This is a genomic window from Streptomyces venezuelae (assembly GCF_008642315.1).
In the GTDB taxonomy this organism is placed as follows: domain Bacteria; phylum Actinomycetota; class Actinomycetes; order Streptomycetales; family Streptomycetaceae; genus Streptomyces; species Streptomyces venezuelae_D.
In genome coordinates, this window is record NZ_CP029192.1 from 1,992,008 (window position 1) to 2,008,660 (window position 16,653).

Sequence of the window (16,653 nt, forward strand, 5' to 3'; positions counted from 1 at the left end):
CCTGCGCGGCCCGCAGGACGCAACCCCGCCCAGCCGCCACCACCGGACCACCTCACCCCCCGCCCCCGACGTCTTCGACCCCCGCCTCTACGCCACCGGCGTCCCCCACGACCGCTACCGGGTCCTGCGCGATCACCACCCCGTCGCGTGGCAGGACGAGCCCGCCGTGCTCGGGTGGCCCGCGGGCCCCGGTTTCTGGGCCGTCACCCGGCACGCGGATGTCGTGCGGGTCCTCAAGGACGCGGCGACGTACTCCTCGTACCTGGGCGCCACCCAGATCCGCGACCCCGCCCCCGACGACCTGCCGTTCATCCGGCGCATGATGCTCAACCAGGACCCCGCGGCCGCCACCAACGCTCCCGGCACCCGGGCGGACGACCGCGGACCCTGCGACCACGGCCGGCTGCGCAGGCTGGTCAGCCGTGCCTTCACCCCGCGGCTGATCGAGCGCTTCGAGGCCAGGGTGCGCGAGCGGGCCCGTACGCTCATCGCCTCCGCCCTGGAACAGGCCCGCGCCCAGGACGGCACCTTCGACGTCGTCACCGCCGTCACCGACGAGTACGCCCTGCTCAACCTCGCCGACCTGCTGGGCATCCCCGCCGCCGACCGCGGTCTCCTCCTGCACTGGACGCAACGCGTCATCGGCTACCAGGACCCGGACGAGGCGCCCCCGCCCGTGCTCGGCCCCGACGGCGAGCCGGTCAACCCGCGCTCCCCCGCGATGCTGCGCGACATGTTCGCGTACGCGCGCACGCTGGCCGCGCACAAACGCGACCACCCCGGCGACGACGTCCTCACGACGCTCGCCCACGACCCCGAACTCACCACGCCCGAACTGGAGATGTTCTTCTTCCTCCTCACCGTAGCGGGCAACGACACCGTGCGCGGTGCCGCACCCGGCGGGCTGCTCGCCCTCGCGGAGAGCCCCGGCGAGTACGAGCGGTTGCGAGCCGGGGCGGTCGGGCTCGGCACCGCCGTGGACGAACTCCTGCGCCGCCACCCGCCGGTGCTCAGTTTCCGGCGCACCGCGGCCCGCGACACCGAGCTGGCGGGGACGCGCATCGCGGCCGGGGACAAGGTCGTCGTGTTCCACGCGTCCGCCCACCACGACGAGCGCGTCTTCACCGACCCGCACCGCCTCGACCTGTCCCGCTCGCCCAACCCCCACGTGGCGTTCGGCGACGGCCCGCACGTCTGCCTCGGTGCGCACTTCGCCCGGCTGCAACTGCGCCTCTTCCACGAGGAGGTGACGCGCGCCCTGCCCGTCCTGCGCCTCGCGGCCCCGCCGCGCCACCTGGTCTCGCACTTCATCAACGGCCTCAAGTCGGTGCGGATCGAGGCGCCCACGTAGGGTGCAAGATCGACAACGACAACCGATGACAACCGATGACGACCGACGACGACCGACGACGGAAAAAAAGGGGGGGCCGGCGCGGGATCGCGGGACTGGGCACAGCGTCGCGAGAACGCGGGTCTCGCCGCCGAACCGCCGGAGAACGGCGCCCGGGATCGCGAGAACCTACGCGCAGGACCGCGAGGCCCCCACGCGGAACCGCGAGAACCCACGCAGCGCCCGAGCGGAGAGACCCACCCATGCACGACGACCACGCCGCCGCCCCCGGCGACACGTACGACATCGACGCCGAGCTCCACGACGACGTCTTCCCCGACTTCCCGGCCCCCGAGGACGGCGGTCCCTGGCAGGCGCCCGCCGACCTGGAGCAGCACCTGTACGAGCTGTGCCAGGAGGACGACGCGTACGGCTACCTGCGGGCGATAGCCGTCGAGGGTCTCTACCGCCCGGTGTCGGTCACGGAGACGGGCCGCACGGAACGCACGGACGCCGCGAGCGAGCTGCTCACCGTCGACCTGCCGGACGGCAGGAAGGTCGCGCAGGTCTACACGGCGGGCGTGCTGCCCCGCCCGCACCCCGCCGTCGTCTACGAGTACGTCACGCTGGACTCGCTGGCCCAGGGCTGCCCCGACGACGTCGACCTGCTCGTGGTGAACGCGGCGACACCGTGCCAGCAGTTCTACCTGACCACTGACGACGAGCGTGCGGTCTGGTCGGACCTGCACGACAAGTACCACCGCACCGACGGCCTCGGGAACCGCATCGACACCCGCCGCACGGGCGCCCCCGAGACCGGCGGCCCGCTCCTGCACGGCCTGGCGTGCGGCGCGCACCTGTGCTTCGCCAACGGCGACGCCTGGAACACCGTCGACTGGCACGGCGCGGGCCACCACAACGAGATCGGGCGCCTTAAGGAGTGGTGGGGCGTGCACGACCGCGACGACTGGCTGTCCCTCCAGGAGCGGCTGCTCACCTGTGACGTCAGCCCCTGGTACTGGGACTTCGTCCTCGACGCCCGCACCGCGCTGGCCCGGCGGCACGGCCCCCGGGTCGACCCGGAGCTGTGGCGCGACCAGGTCGAGGCGGCGCTCCGGCGCCGCGTGGTGGAGACCGGCGGCCCCGGCGAGCCGCACCGCCCCGGCGAGGACCCCGAACTCGACCAGTTCGTGGCGCACCTGCGGGGCCTGGTCGGCAAGGTGCTCCGCTACGAGGCGCGGTTCCGCGCCGACGAACTCCTGCCGCCCGACGGGCACGTCGGCACGGTCGCGGCGTGGGACATCGGGCGCGCGTCGAAGATGGCCCGCTGGGGCAGGGGCGCGCGGTACGCCGGTCACGCGGAGATGATCAAGGCCCTGGAGCGCGCCTCCGAGGCCGCCCGCTCCGCGTACACCTCCTGGGAGGCGTTCTCCGCGGGCTATGCCCTGGGGCGCTGTCTGCACTTCGACGAGGAGTCGTACGGGTCCTGGTACACGGACGTGCTGCGCGCGCACCGCGCCCTGACCACGGACCCGGACAGCCCGTGGCTGACGGTGCCGTTCCGCCAGGGTGACCCGGCACGACTGACCCGCCAGGGCTGACCCGGCACGACTGACACGGTCGGCCCCGGAGGCCCGATCATCACGATCAGGTCTCACTCGCACCTCCCGCCCCGCCGCCCCCTTGCCACACCCCCGTGTAATCGTTTCCAATCCTCCGTGTAATCGATTCCACAAGGAGGTGGACCGACGATGACCCCGAGCTCGGTGGGCATCAAGGACGTCGCGGCCGAGGCCGGCGTGTCCGTCGCCACCGTGTCGCGCGTACTGAACGGGCACCCCTCCGTCAGCCCCGCGTCCCGCACCCGGGTCCTCGCCGCCGTCGAGGCGCTCGGTTACCGGCCCAACGCCGTCGCCCGCTCCCTGCGCACCGACCAGACCCGCACGCTCGGACTGGTCATCAGCGACGTCCTGAACCCGTACTTCACGGAGCTGGCCCGGTCCGTCGAGGAGGCCGCCCGCGCGCTCGGCTACAGCGTGATCATCGGCAACGCCGACGAACGCCCCGAGCTGCAGGACCACCACGTGCGGACCCTGCTCGACCGGCGGATCGACGGACTGCTCGTCTCCCCCACCGACGGCGGATCGCCGCTGATGCTCGACGCCGTGCGCGCCGGCACCCCGATGGTCTTCGTGGACCGTTGGATCCCCGGCGTGGACGTCCCCGTCGTCCGCTCCGACGGGCGGCAGGCCGTCCGTGACCTCGTCGCCCACCTGCACGGACTCGGCCACCGCAGGCTCGCCATCATCGCGGGCCCGGCCGCCACCACCACCGGCAGCGAGCGCGTCGAGGCCTTCCGCGAAGCCCTGCGGGAGCACGGCATCGCCCTGCCCGACGCCTACATCGGCCAGGGCGACTTCCAGGCCGACAGCGGGCGCCGCGCCACCGAGCGCTTCCTCGCCCTGCCCAAGCCGCCCGAGGTCGTCTTCGCCGCCGACAACCTGATGGCGCTCGGCGCCCTCGACGCCCTGCGCGCCCACGGCCTGCGCGTCCCCGACGACATCGGGCTCGCCGCGTTCGACGACATCCCCTGGTTCGTGCACACCGACCCGCCGGTCACCGCGATCGCCCAGCCGACCGCCGACCTCGGACGGGCCGCCGTGCACGCGCTGATCGACCGGATCGAGGGCAGGAGCCCGCAGTCCGTGATCCTGCCCGCCCGCCTCGTCGTCCGCCGCTCCTGCGGCGAGAAAGTCGCAGGCCGCGCCGGCAATACCCCCGTACGAAGGAGCAACCCGTGAGCAACCAGGACGAGTTGCTGCGCATCGAGTCGATACGCAAGACGTTCCCCGGCGTCGTCGCGCTCGACTCCGTCGACTTCGACCTGCGCCGCGGCGAGGTGCACGTCCTGCTCGGCGAGAACGGCGCGGGCAAGAGCACCCTCATCAAGATGCTCTCCGGCGCCTACCGCCCCGACAGCGGACGGATCTTCGCCGAGGGGCGCGAGGTCCGCATCAACGGCGCACAGGACGCCGAGCGGCTCGGCATCGCCACGATCTACCAGGAGTTCAACCTCGTCCCCGACCTGACCGTCGCCGAGAACATCTTCCTGGGGCGGCAGCCGCGCCGGTTCGGCCTGGTCGACCGGAAGAAGATGGAGGCCGACGCGGAGGAGCTGCTCCAGCGGGTCGGCGTCCGGGTCTCGCCGCGCGCCAAGGTGCGCGAACTGGGCATCGCCCGGCTCCAGATGGTCGAGATCGCCAAGGCGCTGAGCCTGGACGCGCGGGTGCTCATCATGGACGAGCCGACCGCCGTCCTCACCTCCGAGGAGGTCGACAAGCTCTTCGCGATCGTGCGCACCCTGCGCGAGGACGGCGTCGGCATCGTCTTCATCACCCACCATCTGGAGGAGATCGCCGCGCTCGGCGACCGCGTCACCGTCCTGCGCGACGGCCGCAGCGTCGACCAGGTGCCCGCCTCGACCGACGAGGACGAGCTCGTACGCCTCATGGTGGGCCGCAGCATCGAGCAGCAGTATCCGCGCGAACGCCCCGACACCGGGCCGCCGTTGCTCCGCGTCGACGGCCTGACCCGCGACGGTGTCTTCCACGACGTCAGCTTCGAGGTGCGGGCCGGCGAGGTCGTCGGTCTCGCGGGTCTGGTCGGCGCGGGCCGCACCGAGGTGGCGCGCGCGGTCTTCGGCGCCGATCCGTACGACGGCGGCTCCGTCGACGTACGCGGCGAGCGGCTGCCCCGGCACGACGTGAACGCGGCGATGGGCGCGGGCATCGGCCTGGTCCCCGAGGACCGCAAGGGGCAGGGCCTCGTCCTCGACGCCTCCGTGCGGGAGAACCTCGGCCTGGTGACGCTGCGTTCGGCGACGCGCGCCGGGCTCGTGGACCTCAAGGGGCAGGAGCGGGCGGCCGCGCGGATCGCCGAGCAGCTGGGGGTGCGCATGGCCGGGCTCGGCCAGCACGTCCGCACGCTGTCCGGCGGCAACCAGCAGAAGGTCGTCATCGGCAAGTGGCTGCTCGCCGACGTCCAGGTCCTCATCCTCGACGAGCCGACGCGCGGCATCGACGTGGGGGCGAAGGTCGAGATCTACCAGCTCATCAACGAGCTGACGGCCTCCGGGCACGCGGTCCTGATGATCTCCAGCGATCTGCCCGAGGTGCTCGGCATGAGCGACCGGGTCCTGGTCATGGCGCAGGGCCGGATCGCCGGCGAGCTCACGGCCGAAGAGGCCACCCAGGACGCCGTGATGGCACTCGCTGTCAGCACCACGGCACACCACCGAGCGGCAGTGCCGGACGAAGAAGCGGTACGGAACGCGGTAGGGAACAAGGAAGAGGCGGAGGGCTCCCGTGGCCACTGAAACCCTGAAGCGCGACGCGGGTGGCACGGCCTCGCTCCGCCGCGTCCTGCTCGACAACGGCGCGCTGAGCGCCCTGATCGTCCTCGTCGTGGCGATGTCGCTGCTCTCCGGCGACTTCCTCACCACGCAGAACCTGCTCAACGTCGGCGTGCAGGCCGCCGTCACCGCGATCCTCGCGTTCGGCGTCACCTTCGTGATCGTGTCGGCGGGCATCGACCTGTCGGTCGGCTCGGTGGCCGCGCTGTCCGCCACCGTTCTCGCCTGGACGGCGACTTCGCAGGGGCTGCCTGTGTGGCTGGCGGTCGTCCTCGCCGTCGCGACCGGCGTGGCCTGCGGGTTCGTCAACGGCCTGCTCGTGTCGTACGGGAAACTCCCGTCGTTCATCGCGACGCTCGCGATGCTGTCGGTGGCCCGCGGCCTCTCCCTGGTGATCTCGCAGGGCAGCCCGATCGCGTTCCCCGACTCCGTCTCGCACCTGGGTGACACGATCGGCGGATGGCTGCCGGTCCCGGTGATCGTGATGGTCGCGATGGGTCTCGTCACGGCGCTGGTCCTCGGGCGTACATTCATCGGCCGCTCCATGTACGCCATCGGCGGCAACGAAGAGGCGGCCCGGCTGTCCGGGCTGCGCGTCAAGCGGCAGAAGCTGGTCATCTACGCGCTCTCCGGCCTCTTCGCGGCCGTCGCGGGCGTCGTCCTCGCCTCCCGCCTCGTCTCCGCGCAGCCGCAGGCCGCGCAGGGCTACGAACTCGACGCGATCGCCGCGGTCGTCATCGGCGGCGCGAGCCTCGCGGGCGGGGTCGGCAAGGCGTCCGGCACGCTCATCGGCGCGCTGATCCTCGCGGTGCTGCGCAACGGCCTCAACCTCCTCTCGGTCTCCGCGTTCTGGCAGCAGGTCGTGATCGGTGTCGTGATCGCGCTCGCGGTCCTGCTCGACACGCTGCGGCGCCGGGCGGGCGCGACGCCGGGCGCCTCCTCGGGAGCGTCCGGAGGGATACGCGGCAAGGGTCCGCAGGCGGCGAAGTACGCGGTCGCCGCCGTGGTCGTGGCGACCGTCGTCGGCGCCGTCTCCTTCTTCAACTCGGGCTCGTCCGGCACGAGCACGAAGGTCGGCATGTCGCTCTCGACCCTCAACAACCCCTTCTTCGTGCAGATGAAGGAGGGCGCGCAGGCCGAGGCCGAGAAGGCGGGCATCGACCTGACGGTGACCGACGCGCAGAACGACGCGTCCCAGCAGTCCAACCAGCTGCAGAACTTCACCGGCGAGGGCGTGAAGTCGATCATCGTGAACCCGGTGGACTCCGACGCGGCGGGCCCCGCCGTGCGGGGCGCCAACAAGCAGGACATCCCGGTGGTCGCGGCCGACCGTGGCGTGAACAAGGCGGAGACCGCGACGCTCGTCGCCTCCGACAACGTGGCGGGCGGCAGGCTGGCGGCGAAGACGCTCGCCGAGAAGCTGGGCGGCAAGGGCAAGGTCGTCGTCCTCCAGGGCACGCCCGGCACCTCCGCGAGCCGCGAGCGCGGCCAGGGCTTCGCCGAGGGCATCAAGGCGTACCCCGGCATCGACGTCGTCGCCAAGCAGCCCGCGGACTTCGACCGCACCAAGGGCCTGGACGTCATGACGAACCTCATGCAGTCCAACAAGGGCGTGACCGGTGTCTTCGCCGAGAACGACGAGATGGCGCTCGGCGCGGTCAAGGCGCTCGGCGACAAGGCGGGCAAGTCCGTCCCGGTGGTCGGCTTCGACGGCACCCCTGACGGGCTGAAGGCGGTCGAGGCGGGCGCGCTGTACGCGTCCGTGGCGCAGCAGCCGAGGGAGCTCGGGAAGATCGCCGTGCGCAACGCGGTGCGGGCCTCGCAGGGCAAGAAGGTCGAGGAGATGGTGAAGGTGCCGGTGAAGGTCGTCACGTCGAAGAACGTGAAGGACTTCTCCTGACCGACGACCACACCGAGTACCGTCACATCGGCACCTCATCGTACGAAAGCAGGAACAAGCACCCATGAACGACGACTACGAGCTGCTGGTCGTGGGCTCCGCCAACGCCGACCTGGTGATCGGCGTGGAGCGCCGCCCCGCGCCCGGCGAGACGGTCCTCGGCTCCGACCTGGCCGTCCACCCCGGCGGCAAGGGCGGCAACCAGGCGGTCGCCGCGGCCCGTCTCGGTGCCCGCACCGCGCTGCTCGCCCGGGTCGGCGACGACGCCCACGGCGCGCTCCTCCTGGACGCGCAGCGTGCGGCCGGTGTGGACACCGTCGGCGTCCTGGTGGGCGGCGCGCCGACCGGCGTCGCGCTGATCACGGTCGATCCGTCGGGCGACAACAGCATCGTGGTCTCCCCGGGTGCCAACGGGCGCCTCACCCCCGAGGACGTCCGTGCGGCGGGCAGCCTGCTGTCGGCGGCGCGGGTCGTCTCCACGCAGCTGGAGATCCCTCTGGACACGGTCGCCGAGGTGGCCCGCGCCGTGCGCCCCGGCGCCCGCTTCGTCCTCAACCCGTCGCCGCCCGCCCCGCTGCCCGACGAGGTCCTCGCTGCGTGCGACCCGCTGGTGGTGAACGAGCACGAGGCCCGCGTCATCCTCGGCGACGACGCGGGTGACTCCCCCGAGGAGTGGGCGCGCGGGCTGCTCGCGCTGGGCCCGCGCTCGGTGGTGATCACGCTGGGCGCCGAGGGTGCGCTGACCGCGGAGGGCTCGGGCGACAGCGCGGTACGGGTCCCGAGCCCGAAGGTCGACGCGGTGGACACGACCGGCGCGGGCGACGCCTTCACGGCGGCGCTCGGCTGGCGCCTCGGCCTCGGCGAGGACCTGCCGACGGCGGCCGCGTACGCGGTGCGGGTGGGCTCGGCGGCGGTCACCCGCAAGGGCGCGCAGGACTCCTACCCGACCGCGGCGGAGCTCGCCGAGGCCGTTCCGGAGGTCCCGTCCCGGTGAAGAGGTCGGGCATCCTGAACCGCCATCTCGCGGGCGCGCTGGCCGAGTTGGGCCATGGCGACACCGTGCTCGTCTGCGACGCGGGCATGCCGATCCCGGCGGGCCCGCGCGTGGTGGACCTGGCGTTCCGCGCCGGGGTCCCGTCGTTCGCGGAGGTCCTCGACGGGCTCCTGGACGAGCTGGTGGTGGAGGGCGGGACGGCGGCGGTGGAGGTACGCGAGGCGAATCCGGCAGCGGACCGGTTGCTGCACGACAGCCTCCCGTCGCTCGCCCTCGTCCCGCACGAGGAGCTCAAGGGGCTCTCGGCGAGTGCCCGTCTGGTGGTCAGGACCGGTGAGGCGCGTCCGTACGCGAACGTGCTGCTGAGGTGCGGCGTCTTCTTCTGACGGCCGCCGACGGAGCCGCACCCCCAGCCAGGCGTCCGGTATACGGACGTGGCTGACCGTCATGTGACCGGTTTCCGCTCTTGACCGCGGGTCGTCCCGCCCTCAACATCAGGCAACGCACAGCACGCACAGCTCCAAAGGCGCCCCGCGGCACCCGCGTCGCAGGGCGCCTCGCACGTTCCGTCCCTCACGCTGTTCGGAATACGGAGCCCCACACATGAACCTGTTCAGACGTGCGGCCGTCGGTGCCGCCACCCTGGCCATCGGCGGCCTGCTCGCCACCGCCGCTCCCGCCATCGCCACGCCCGCCGCCCCCTCGCCCACCCTCGCGGCGCCCGACATCCCGCTCGCCAACGTCAAGGCGCACCTCTCCCAGCTCCAGTCCATAGCCTCGGCCAACGGCGGCAACCGGGCCCACGGGCGCGCCGGCTACAAGGCATCGCTCGACTACGTGAAGGGCAAGCTGGACGCGGCCGGATTCACCACCCGCATCCAGCAGTTCACGTCCAGCGGCGCCACCGGGTACAACCTGATCGCCGACTGGCCGGGCGGGGACGCCAACCAGGTCCTGATGGCCGGCGCGCACCTCGACAGCGTCTCGGCGGGGGCCGGCATCAACGACAACGGCTCGGGCTCGGCCGGCATCCTGGAGACCGCGCTCGCCGTGTCGCGTGCGCAGCTCCAGCCGACGAAGCACCTGCGGTTCGCCTGGTGGGGCGCCGAGGAGCTGGGCATGGTCGGCTCGCGGTACTACGTCAACAACCTGCCCGCGGCGGACCGTTCAAAGGTCAGCGGCTATCTGAACTTCGACATGATCGGCTCGCCGAACCCGGGCTACTTCGTCTACGACGACGACCCGACGATCGAGAAGACGTTCAAGGACTACTACGCGGGGCTCGGCGTCCCGACCGAGATCGAGACCGAGGGTGACGGCCGCTCCGACCACGCGCCGTTCGCCAACGTCGGCATCCCGGTCGGCGGTCTGTTCACCGGCGCCGAGCGCTCCAAGTCCAGCGCGCAGGCCCAGAAGTGGGGCGGCACGGCGGGCCAGGCCTTCGACCGCTGCTACCACTCGTCCTGCGACTCGACGTCGAACATCAACGACACGGCGCTCGACCGCAACAGCGACGCCATCGCCCACGCGATCTGGACCCTCGGCGCGGGCACCACGGTGCCGCCCGGCGACGTGTACGAGAACACCACGGACGTCGCCATCCCGGACAACGGCGCCGCGGTGACCTCCACGGTCAACGTCACAGGCCGCACCGGCAACGCCCCCGCCACCCTCAAGGTGGACGTCGACGTCCGGCACACCTGGCGCGGTGACGTCGTCCTCGACCTGGTCGCCCCCGACGGCACGGCGTACCGCCTGAAGAACTCGAGCAGCAACGACTCGGCGGACAACATCATCGCCACGTACACGGTCGACGCGTCGAGCGAGACGGCCAACGGCGCCTGGAAGCTCCGCGCCCAGGACGTCGCGTCCCAGGACACGGGCTACATCAACAGCTGGAAGCTGACGTTCTAGGACGTCGGGGGGTCGGCGCGCCCGGAGCGCGCCGACCCCCTGCCACTTCCGCCTCAGCCCCCGCTCGGCGTCAGCCGCAGCGAGATGCTGTTGATGCAGTACCGCTGGTCCGTCGGGGTGGGGTAGCCCTCGCCCTCGAAGACGTGGCCCAGGTGCGAGCCGCAGCGGGCGCAGCGGACCTCGGTGCGGACCATGCCGTGCGAGGTGTCCTGGAGCAGCTCGACCGCGTCCGTGTCCTTGGGGTCGAAGAAGCTCGGCCAGCCGCAGTGCGACTCGAACTTCTCCGTCGAGGTGAACAGCTCCGCGCCGCAGGCACGGCAGGAGTAGACGCCCTCGGTCTTGGTGTCCGTGTACTCACCGACGAAGGCGGGCTCGGTGCCGGCCTGGCGCAGCACCGCGTACTCCGAGGGGGTCAGCTCCGCCCGCCACTGCTCGTCCGGCTTCTCGACGTCGTACGACATGGGTGCCTTCCCCTTACTTCGACAGCTCGACTTACTTCGACAGCTCGGCCAGGATCTGCGGGCCGAGGTCCGTGACGTCGCCCGCTCCCATGGTGAGAACGAGATCGCCGGGCTTCGCCATTCCCGCGATCGTGCGGACGGCCTCCGCCTTGTCGTGGACGGCCTCGACCTCGGCGCCCGCCGCGCGCGCGGCGTCGACGATCAGGGCGCTGGTGATGCCGGGGATCGGGTCCTCGCGGGCCGGGTAGATGTCGAGGACCACGGAGGAGTCGGCGAGGGCGAGGGCCTGGCCCATCTCGGTGCCCAGCTCCTGGGTGCGCGAGAACAGGTGGGGCTGGAAGAGGACGAGGATGCGGGAGCCGTCCGCGGCGGAGCGCATCGCCTCCAGGTCGGCCGTCATCTCGGTGGGGTGGTGGGCGTAGGAGTCGATGACCTGGACGCCCGCGGCCTCGCCCTTGAGCTGGAGGCGGCGCTTGACGCCCGTGTACGACTTCAGGGCGCCGGCCAGGTTCCGGGAGGGGATACCGAGGGCGATGCCCGCGGCGAGGGCCGCGACGGCGTTGTTCGCGTAGTGGCGGCCGGGGACCGAGACCGTGAAGGTCAGCAGCTTGCCGTCCAGGAGGACGGTGACCTCGCTGGTCAGGCCGCGGGCCGTGATCTTGTGGATGCGCAGGTCGGCGTCCTCGGACTCGCCGTACGTGACGACCTTGAGCTCTCCGAGGTCGCGGACGCGCCGGGTCAGCTCGACGGCGCCCGGCTGGTCCGCCGAGACGACCAGGGTGCCGCCGGGGACGATCCGGCCCGCGAAGACCTCGAAGGATTCGTAGATCTCGTCCATCGACGCGTAGTTGGCGTGGTGGTCGAGCTCCACGTTGAGGACGATGGCGACCTCGGGCGCGTATTTGTGGAAGCTGCGGTCGCTTTCGTCCGCCTCGGCGACGAAGATGTCGCCCTTGCCGTGCAGCGCGTTGGAGCCCGGCACGTCGAGGTCGCCGCCGATCGCGTACGACGGGTCGAGGCCGAGGGTGGCGAGGGTGACGGCGAGCATCGACGTCGTCGTGGTCTTGCCGTGGGTGCCCGCGACGGCGATCGGGCGCAGGCCCTCCATGAGGCCGGCCAGGGCGTCCGAGCGGTGCACGACGGGGATGCCGAGCTCGGCGGCGCGGGCCAGCTCAGGGTTGTCCTCGCGGATGGCGGAGGAGACGACGACGCAGGTGGCGTCGGGCGCGAGGTGGGCCGCGTCGTGGCCGATGTGGACCGTGGCGCCCAGCGCGCGCAGCGCCTCGGCGGTGGCGGACTCCCGGGCGTCGCTGCCCGCGACCCGGGAGCCGCGCTGGGCGAGGATCTTCGCGATGCCCGACATCCCGGCGCCGCCGATGCCGATGAAGTGCGGTCGGTCCATGTCGGCCATGGACTGGGGCAGGCCGGGTGCCATGCGTGTGTCTCCCCTGGTGGTACGACGACTGAGAAGGCCCCAGCCTATTGCCTCCCGCGGCACACGACGCCCGAGGCACCCGGGCCCCGCCCTGGCCGCCGCCTAGTTCTCGTCCGCCAGGCTGTGCGAGAAGAGCTTCAGGACCGGGACGCCCACCTTGTGGCGGGCCCTCGAGGCCCAGTCGCGATGGAAGAACTCCTCGACGTAGTGCGGGTCGGTCAGGACGATCACCTCGTCGGCCCCGGCCTCGGCGACCAGCGTCTTGAGTGCGTCCAGCGGATGGTTCTCGATGAGCCGCCCCTGTGCCGCGCAGCCCGCCGCCCGCAGCGCCGTCAGGGAGACCTGCAGCGCCCGCTCGCCGAAGCCCGCCGCCTCCTGACCCTCCGGGGTCTCGCCCTCGCGCGCCGCCTCGTCGAGCTCGCCCAGGGCGACGTCGTCGATGGCGCGCAGCAGCCGGTCCGCCTGGTCGCCCCGCGGCTGGAGCAGCACGTGGAAGGTGATGGGCTCGTCCCCGTGCAAGGTGGTGACGAACTCCACGTCGGCGGACGTCAGGGCCTTCTCGATCATCAATACGCTTGTGAACACGCCAGGCGCCCTTCTCATCCGTGGGCCCTCCTGAGGCCCTTGCGGAAACCATCCTGCCCCGTGCCCGCACGGGGTCTGCGAGATCTAGTGTGCCCATCCGAAGCCAAACGGAACGGCTGATTCCGCCGATTGTCAGCTTCGACGGTATCGGGTGTAGAGGAACCCGGCCTCCTCCAATACGGACGTCAGTACGAATCGGTCGGGGTCCCGCAGAGCGGATCCGCCCGCGATCCGCTGCGCGTCCCCCGCGGCGAGCATCGGCGACACCGTCAGACAGAGCTCGTCCAGCGCCTGGGCCGCCACGAACTGGCCGAGCAGCCGGGGCCCGCCCTCCGTGAGCAGCCGGGTGAGCCCGCGCTCGGCCAGGGCGGGCGCCACCCGCTCCGGTTCCACGGTCGCGCCCTCGCCCGCGATCACCACGACGGCGCCCGCACGCTCCGCCGCGGCGACCCGGTCGGCCGGTGCGGAGGCCCCGGTCACGAGGAGCGTGGGCGTCACGGGCGAGGTGAAGAGCGGAAGCGAGAAGTCCAGGTCGAGCCCGGCGCTGACCACCGCGATGGCGGGCGCCTCCGTCTGGCCGGCGTCGGCGCGGTGCCGGGCGAAGGCCTCACGTGACTTCGCCGGACGGTAGCCCTCCTTCCGGACGGTCTCGGCGCCGACGATCACGGCGTCCGCGAGGCCGCGCAGGGTGCCGAAGATCCGCATGTCGGTGGCGCCGGAGATCGGGTGGGAGCGGCCGTCGTGGTGGGCCGCGCCGTCGAGGGTGGACACCATGTTGGCGCGCAGCCAGGCCGTCTCCCCCGGCGGGTAGGCGTAGGCCTCGGCCAGCTCGTCGAGGCTCCACTCCCGGTCGGCCGTGTCACCCGTGCGATGGGGCGTCCGGTCGTGTGTCCGGTCGGCTGTCCGGTCGTGTGTCCGGTCGCTCACGTCGGCTGTCTGGTCGGTCACAGGGAACAGGCGTCGCATGTCCGCAGTCTTGCACGCCCCCTAAACTGGGGAACCGTGTCGTCCTCCGCCGCCTCCGGGCACCACCCCATAGCCGAAGTGGCTCCGCTGTCCCTGTGCGCCCGCGAGCCGCACGTCCCGGCCGACCGTCTGGTCGCCGAGATGGTGCCGCCGCCGCGCTTCGAAGCCGCCCGCTTCGACACGTACATCCCGGACCCGAACCAGCCGAGCCAGACCGAGGCGGTGCGCGTCCTGAGCGGTTTCGCGGCGGGACTCGGCGGGGCGCACGCGAGCGGCGCGGGCAAGCGGCGCTGGTTCCAGAAGAAGGCGGCCGCCCCGGCGGGCCCCCGCGGCATCTACCTCGACGGTGGGTACGGCGTCGGCAAGACCCACCTGCTCGCCTCCCTCTGGCACGCGACGCCCGCCGCCCCCGAGCAGAAGGCGTTCGGCACCTTCGTCGAGCTGACCAACCTGGTCGGCGCGCTCGGCTTCCAGCAGACCGTCCGCACCCTCGGCGGGCACCGGCTGCTCTGCATCGACGAATTCGAGCTCGACGACCCGGGTGACACGGTCCTGGTCTCCTCGCTGCTCTCCAAGCTCGTCGGGGAGGGTGTGGCGCTCGCCGCGACCTCGAACACGCTGCCCGGCAAGCTCGGCGAGGGCCGGTTCGCGGCCACGGACTTCATGCGCGAGATCCAGGGTCTGTCGTCCCACTTCAAGGCGTTGCGGATCGACGGCGAGGACTACCGCCACCGGGGCCTTCCGGAGGCCCCCGCTCCGTACTCGGAGGAGCAGGTCACCAAGGCGGCGTACGCGACCGACCGCGCCTCCCTCGACGACTTCCCGCACCTCCTTGAACACCTGTCCAAGGTTCACCCGAGCCGGTACGGCGCGCTGACCGACGACCTCGGCGCCGTCTGCCTCACCGACGTGACGCCGGTGCCGGACCAGTCGACCGCTCTGCGCCTTGTGGTGCTCGCCGACCGGCTGTACGACCGAGAGGTGCCGGTGCTCGCCTCCGGCGTGCCCTTCGACCGGCTCTTCAGCGAGGACATGCTCAACGGCGGGTACCGGAAGAAGTACTTCCGTGCCATCTCGCGGCTCACGGCGCTCGCGCGGGACGCCAAGGGGCTCGTGGACGCCTAGCCGTGCTTCGGCGGCGGTGACACGGGACGGCACACGAAACGGAAGCTACGCGCGTGGTTCCCGCGCACCAGAGCGCGTGGTACACACATCCGGTCACATTCCTGTCCGCCAGCAGGAGGTTGTCCATCATGTCTGCCACTCGACGTCAGATGCTCGCCCGCTCCGGTGCCGTGGGCGCCGGAATCGCCTTCACCGGCGCGCTCTCCGAACTCTTCGCGGGCACCGCGGCCGCACACGGCAAGGCCGGTTACGGCCCTCTCGTCCCCGACCCCGAGGGCCTGCTCGACTTGCCCAGGGGTTTCCGCTACAAGGTCCTCTCCCGCGAGGGCGACGAACTGCGGTCGGGCGAGGGCAAGGTGCCCAGCAACCACGACGGCATGGCCGCCTTCCGCGGCCGCCACGGCGGCGTCCATCTCGTGCGCAACCACGAGAACCGCGTCACCGGCAAGATCGGCGTGCCGACCGTCCGGGGCCTGACCTACGACCCGATGGCCAAGGGCGGCTGTACGGCGCTCTCCCTCGACCGGCGGAACGACGTCCTCGGCGAGCGCGTCGCGATCGCCGGGACCGCCGTCAACTGCGCGGGCGGGCCGACCCCTTGGGGCACCTGGCTCACCTGTGAGGAGACCGAGGACAAGGCCGGCACGAACGGCTACACCAAGGACCACGGTTTCATCTTCGAGGTCGACCCGGTGGACCCGCACCGCACCGGCGCGGTGCCGCTGACCGCGATGGGCCGCTTCCAGCACGAGGCCATCGCCGTCGACCCGAAGCGCGGCGTCGTCTACGAGACCGAGGACGCCTTCCAGAAACCCTTCGGCCTGTTCTACCGCTTCCTGCCCAAGAAGCCCGAGGGCGGCCGCGGTTCGCTGCGCGCGGGCGGAAAGCTCCAGGCCATGCGGGTGCCGGGTGTGCCCGACCTGTCCGCCGTCCAGGAGACGGGCGCCTGCTTCGACGGGATCGAGTGGGTCGACGTCCCGGACCCGCTGGCGGCCGAAACCCCCATCCGCCTCCAGGACTTCGGCAAGAAGGGCATCACCCACGCGCAGAAGCTGGAGGGCTGCTACTGGGGCGGCTCGTCCGTCTACTTCGTCTCGTCGTTCGCCCACAGCGCCGAGGGCTCGGCGGGCGACCACTTCGGGCAGGTCTGGCGGTACGACCCGTCGAGGCGCCGCCTCACCCTCGTGATCGTGTTCGGTCCGAGCACCGACATCCAGATGCCGGGCGAGTCCCCCGACAACATCTGCCTCGCGCCGAGCGGCGGCCTGATGGTGTGCGAGGACGGCAGCGGCGCCCAGCACGTGTACGGACTCACTCGGCGCGGCGAGGTCTACGCGATGGCCCGCGGCAGGCAGAACATCGGCACCCCGGAGGAGCCCGAGTGGGGCGAGTTCGCGGGCGTCACGTTCTCCCCCGACCACGACACGATGTACGTGAACTGCTACACGCCCGGCACGACGTTCGCCGTGACGGGCCCCTGGCACCGGTAGCGGACGCCGCGGAACAAAGCACTGGCGGCCCCGGCTCCGCTC

The 16,653-nt window shown here is 72.0% G+C and carries 14 protein-coding genes; 10 read left to right on the top strand and 4 right to left on the bottom strand.

Features of this window, described 5'->3' with window-relative positions:
* The first annotated feature begins 1 nt into the window (after position 1).
* The 8 genes from DEJ48_RS08350 to DEJ48_RS08385 all read left to right on the top strand — a co-directional run bounded on the left by DEJ48_RS08350 (position 2) and on the right by DEJ48_RS08385 (position 10,549).
* A complete protein-coding gene (locus tag DEJ48_RS08350; RefSeq protein WP_150221063.1) occupies positions 2-1,351 on the top strand; it encodes a cytochrome P450 in 1,350 nt (449 codons plus the stop codon).
* A gap of 242 nt (positions 1,352-1,593) precedes the next feature.
* Positions 1,594-2,931 (top strand): DUF1266 domain-containing protein, encoded by a 1,338-nt coding sequence (locus DEJ48_RS08355; RefSeq protein WP_150215554.1) that lies wholly within the window; start codon positions 1,594-1,596, stop codon positions 2,929-2,931.
* 150 nt (positions 2,932-3,081) lie between these two features.
* Positions 3,082-4,131, top strand: a complete 1,050-nt coding sequence (locus DEJ48_RS08360; protein WP_150215555.1) for a LacI family DNA-binding transcriptional regulator — start codon at positions 3,082-3,084, stop codon at positions 4,129-4,131.
* Positions 4,128-5,705, top strand: coding sequence for a sugar ABC transporter ATP-binding protein (locus tag DEJ48_RS08365; protein ID WP_223831957.1), 1,578 nt, complete (start codon positions 4,128-4,130; stop codon positions 5,703-5,705). The genes DEJ48_RS08360 and DEJ48_RS08365 overlap by 4 nt, the downstream gene beginning before the upstream one ends.
* Positions 5,695-7,641 (top strand): substrate-binding domain-containing protein, encoded by a 1,947-nt coding sequence (locus DEJ48_RS08370; protein WP_150215556.1) that lies wholly within the window; start codon positions 5,695-5,697, stop codon positions 7,639-7,641. Before DEJ48_RS08365 ends, DEJ48_RS08370 begins: the two co-directional genes overlap by 11 nt.
* Before the next feature lie 64 nt (positions 7,642-7,705).
* Positions 7,706-8,635: a ribokinase gene (locus DEJ48_RS08375; protein WP_150215557.1), complete on the top strand. Its 930-nt coding sequence runs from the start codon at positions 7,706-7,708 to the stop codon at positions 8,633-8,635.
* Positions 8,632-9,021, top strand: a complete 390-nt coding sequence (rbsD, locus tag DEJ48_RS08380) for a D-ribose pyranase (protein WP_150215558.1) — start codon at positions 8,632-8,634, stop codon at positions 9,019-9,021. The genes DEJ48_RS08375 and rbsD overlap by 4 nt, the downstream gene beginning before the upstream one ends.
* 217 nt (positions 9,022-9,238) lie before the next feature.
* Positions 9,239-10,549 (top strand): M28 family metallopeptidase, encoded by a 1,311-nt coding sequence (locus DEJ48_RS08385; RefSeq protein ID WP_150215559.1) that lies wholly within the window; start codon positions 9,239-9,241, stop codon positions 10,547-10,549.
* Between the two features lie 53 nt (positions 10,550-10,602).
* Here the strand turns inward: DEJ48_RS08385 and msrB are convergent, their stop codons facing one another.
* From msrB to DEJ48_RS08405, 4 genes are all read right to left on the bottom strand, one after another.
* Entirely contained in the window at positions 10,603-11,010 is a 408-nt protein-coding gene (msrB, locus tag DEJ48_RS08390; RefSeq protein WP_150215560.1) for a peptide-methionine (R)-S-oxide reductase MsrB, read from the bottom strand.
* A gap of 31 nt (positions 11,011-11,041) precedes the next feature.
* Positions 11,042-12,445: a UDP-N-acetylmuramate--L-alanine ligase gene (gene murC, locus DEJ48_RS08395; protein ID WP_150215561.1), complete on the bottom strand. Its 1,404-nt coding sequence runs from the start codon at positions 12,443-12,445 to the stop codon at positions 11,042-11,044.
* 102 nt (positions 12,446-12,547) lie between these two features.
* Positions 12,548-13,030, bottom strand: coding sequence for an indole-3-glycerol phosphate synthase (locus DEJ48_RS08400; RefSeq protein ID WP_190537278.1), 483 nt, complete (start codon positions 13,028-13,030; stop codon positions 12,548-12,550).
* A gap of 132 nt (positions 13,031-13,162) precedes the next feature.
* Entirely contained in the window at positions 13,163-13,996 is an 834-nt protein-coding gene (locus DEJ48_RS08405; protein ID WP_150215562.1) for a pyrimidine reductase family protein, read from the bottom strand.
* Positions 13,997-14,032: 36 nt separating this feature from the next.
* Between DEJ48_RS08405 and zapE the strand changes: the two genes are divergently transcribed.
* Both zapE and DEJ48_RS08415 read left to right on the top strand, forming a co-directional pair.
* Positions 14,033-15,121: a cell division protein ZapE gene (gene zapE / locus DEJ48_RS08410; RefSeq protein WP_223831958.1), complete on the top strand. Its 1,089-nt coding sequence runs from the start codon at positions 14,033-14,035 to the stop codon at positions 15,119-15,121.
* 128 nt (positions 15,122-15,249) lie between these two features.
* Positions 15,250-16,611, top strand: coding sequence for a PhoX family protein (locus DEJ48_RS08415; RefSeq protein WP_150215564.1), 1,362 nt, complete (start codon positions 15,250-15,252; stop codon positions 16,609-16,611).
* Positions 16,612-16,653 lie beyond the last annotated feature (42 nt).

Bases quoted from the DNA above. Each gene is read 5' to 3' on its own strand.
- DEJ48_RS08360 (WP_150215555.1), top strand. From the start codon at position 3,082: ATGACCCCGAGCTCGGTGGGCATCAAGGACGTCGCGGCCGAGGCCGGC.
- DEJ48_RS08385 (WP_150215559.1), top strand. From the start codon at position 9,239: ATGAACCTGTTCAGACGTGCGGCCGTCGGTGCCGCCACCCTGGCCATC.
- murC (WP_150215561.1), bottom strand. From the start codon at position 12,445: ATGGCACCCGGCCTGCCCCAGTCCATGGCCGACATGGACCGACCGCAC.
- msrB (WP_150215560.1), bottom strand. From the start codon at position 11,010: ATGTCGTACGACGTCGAGAAGCCGGACGAGCAGTGGCGGGCGGAGCTG.
- DEJ48_RS08415 (WP_150215564.1), top strand. From the start codon at position 15,250: ATGTCTGCCACTCGACGTCAGATGCTCGCCCGCTCCGGTGCCGTGGGC.
- DEJ48_RS08355 (WP_150215554.1), top strand. From the start codon at position 1,594: ATGCACGACGACCACGCCGCCGCCCCCGGCGACACGTACGACATCGAC.
- DEJ48_RS08375 (WP_150215557.1), top strand. From the start codon at position 7,706: ATGAACGACGACTACGAGCTGCTGGTCGTGGGCTCCGCCAACGCCGAC.
- DEJ48_RS08405 (WP_150215562.1), bottom strand. From the start codon at position 13,996: ATGCGACGCCTGTTCCCTGTGACCGACCAGACAGCCGACGTGAGCGAC.